Genomic DNA, 2539 nt, shown 5'->3' on the forward strand with positions numbered 1-2539 from the left:
CACCACGGGCGCGTCGATGGCCGATTGCATCTGCGCGCTGGAAAGCACCGTCGGCGAGGAATATTCCGCGATCAGCGCCAGGCCTGTACCCAGCCCCAGACCGCCGAAGAACGCGCCGAATACCAGCAGCAACAGCGGCGGCCAGCTCTTCTTCAGCGCCGGCATGGCGTCGGAGATGATGCGCGCGTTGGTGCTGTCGACATTGACCTGCTCGCGCGTTTCCTGCGCCCGCTGCAGATAGGTTGCGTAAACGGAGCGCACCGCCTCGAGATCGCGCTGCAATTCGCGCAGCTTGACCGAGGCCTGGTCGGTGTCGAGCGACTTGCTCTTCATGCCCGCGACCTTGGCCTCCAGTGCCTGCTGGTTGGCCAGCGCCCGCTCATAGTCGGTTTCGGCGGCGGCGACGATGCGGCCGAGTTCGCGCGCGATGAGCTGGCGCGTGTCGCGTAGCTGCTGCTGGGCCGCCATCATCGAGGGATGGCGCGGCCCGAGTTCCGTGCCGAGCTGCGAAACCTGGTCGACAAGCGTCGCCTCCTGCGCCCGCAGGCTCGAAATCACCGCCGAGCGCATCGCCTCCGAGGTCGCGTCCGGTGCGCCGCCGGACCGGCGCAATTGGTCGACCTGCGCCTTCAGCGTCGCGGTGCGGCTTTGCGCCGCCGCGAGCTGCGTGTTGATCTCGGTCAGTTCCTGGTCGCTGACCAGATTGCCCGCGGCCATCACCATGTTGTTGGCGGACTTGTAGGCCTCGACCGCATTCTCGGCCCGCTGGACGCGCTTGCGCTGCTCTTCCAGCCGCGCGGTGATGGAGTCGGAAGCATCCGTGGCCATCTTGGCGCGCGCGCTCGCCTGGTCGGCGAGGTAGGCCTGCGCGATGGCATTGGCGAGCTTCGCCGCCTTGTCGGCGCTCTTGGCGGTGACGATCACGTCGAGGACCAGCACCTTGTCGGCCCGCTTGACCGCCAGCCGCCGGCGCAGCGCATCGAGTGTCTTGCCCGTCTTGTCGGTCTCGGCCGACCCCGAACCCAGCACGCCGCCGAGCAAATGGCTCAGCAATCCGCCCTGCCCGTTGAATTCGGGATCCTCGGTCAGGTTGGTTGCCGCAATAGCCCTGAGCAGCACGCCGCTCGACTGGACGACGGCAACCTGGCTTTCCACCATGGTGATGCCGCCATCGGGCGGAACCCGGCTCGGATTGACGTCGTTGGTGACCACCTGCAGGTCTTGCGGATCGACGATGATCTCCGCCACCGAGCTGTAGAGCGCCGGCGTGAACAGTCCGTAGAGCAGCGCCCCAAGGGTCAGCAGCGCGGCGGTGGCGAGGATCAGGAAGCGGCGGCGCACCAATATGCGCTTCAGGTCACCCAGCTCGACGCTCGAGGATGGATAGGACGCGGCCGGTGGTGGCTCCGGCGCATATTGCATCACCTCCGGAGCGTGTTGTTGCGGCAACGAGAGCAGGGATGATTGCAAAGGTCGCTCCGACAACACTCCGTGTGCCCCAAAAGATTAAATTGCGGCTTCAGCCTAGCTATTACTCCAACTGTTAAAACACTGTTAATTATGTTGGGAGCTCTTCTGATTTCTGGCACGGAGTTTGCGTAGCAAAGACACGGGCCGTGTTGACAGGGCGCAAGCGAGCGGGAAACGAATGGAAATGGAGCGCAACCTGTCTCCAGTCCGACCGTTGCCCATCTCTCGTGCCCGAAAATCGAACACCGGCCAGTTTACCGACCATCAGAACTCTAGGGGTGCGACATGCAGGTGAGCCTGCGCCTGGACAGCGACTGCCTCCGTGCTTTCCACCTGCTGCTGCTGCGGCGCCTGGCGGCGCTCGCGAATGTCGAGGTCAGCATCGACGCACGCCCCGGCGGGAGCGGCGTCCCAGGCAGCATAGCCGCGCTTTTCCAGCTTGAAACGGTCATCCATGGCTTGCCCGCCGACGGGTTGGCCAAGCGCCTGCCGCTGTCTGCGCTGGCACCCTACCGCACGCAGCCGCCCGCCGCGCCGGACCTCGTGCTCGACCTTTGCGGCGACGTGCGGCAGGAGGCAACGCGCGTCTGGCGTGTGACCTATGACGGCGCCGCCGGCGAAGCCGCCCTGCTGGCGTCGATCCTGGATGGCCGGACGCCGCTGGCCCGCATCGAGGAGAACGGCGCCGTCGTCGCCGAAGGGCGGCTCGGAACCGAATATGGCGGCATCGCGCTTGCCGCCTTCCAGGACATGCTGGCGCGCACCGCGAGCCTGATCCTGGCGGCGGTGACGGGGGCTGCACGCGGCGCCCTGCCCGTCCTGCCCGAGCCGGCGGACGGCAGGCCCGCGCCGTCGCTGCCCTCGGCCGGCAAGCTCGGCGTCAGGGCGGGCAAGGCGCTGGCGCGGCGTATCGTCCAGAAGATCTACCATCTCTGCTACAACGCCCCGCACTGGAAGGTCGGCTGGCGCGAGACGGGCGGGCGGGATCTGTTCGATCTGCGCGCCCATCCGGCGTCGGGCTGGCAAGAGCTGCCCGACGACGGCAGCCGCTTCTACGCCGATCCGGTCC

At 67.0% G+C, this 2539-nt stretch carries 1 protein-coding gene and 1 pseudogene; one reads left to right on the plus strand and one right to left on the minus strand.

Annotated features, from left to right (window positions below; translation table 11 throughout):
* Window positions 1-1422, minus strand: a 1422-nt coding sequence (locus tag EOA36_RS33180; protein ID WP_189553487.1) for a GumC family protein, incomplete at its 3' end; no start/stop codon positions are given.
* A 333-nt stretch (window positions 1423-1755) separates the two neighbouring features.
* Between EOA36_RS33180 and EOA36_RS33185 the strand changes: the two are divergent.
* A pseudogene (locus EOA36_RS33185) lies at window positions 1756-2539 on the plus strand (formyl transferase); the annotation flags it as partial.

This window comes from Mesorhizobium sp. M8A.F.Ca.ET.021.01.1.1 (assembly GCF_003998025.1).
Classification (GTDB): Bacteria; Pseudomonadota; Alphaproteobacteria; order Rhizobiales; family Rhizobiaceae; genus Mesorhizobium.